The organism is Pelomicrobium sp. G1 (assembly GCF_051905455.1).
Classification (GTDB): Bacteria; Pseudomonadota; Gammaproteobacteria; order Burkholderiales; family UBA6910; genus Pelomicrobium.
Genome location: NZ_JBQACR010000494.1, coordinates 1 through 247 on the forward strand (window position 1 = coordinate 1; position 247 = coordinate 247).

General features: G+C 58.7%; 1 protein-coding gene. It reads right to left on the reverse strand.

From position 1 onward, the window contains the following. A partial coding sequence (locus tag ACTFO6_RS19355; RefSeq protein WP_439935945.1) for a hypothetical protein occupies window positions 1-226 on the reverse strand: 226 nt, incomplete at its 3' end. Between the last annotated feature and the right edge of the window lie 21 nt (window positions 227-247).

Sequence of the window (247 nt, forward strand, 5' to 3'; positions counted from 1 at the left end):
GGTTTGGGCTAATCACGACGGCTGCCCACGCCCATAGCGCTGCGGTACTCATCACGAACGCACCGACCGAATTGGTGGTGGCACTGAAATTGCCTAGGCGGATGCTCGCCTTCTCTGGCCCGAGTTCGGAACTGGTGCGATAGAGCCTATGGCCGTAGACGATCTGAAGCAAACCGCCGATGATCAGTAGCGCCATGCCTCCGCCCTTGATCACGAGGGTCGTCATTGCTTCAGTCATAGGACCTCC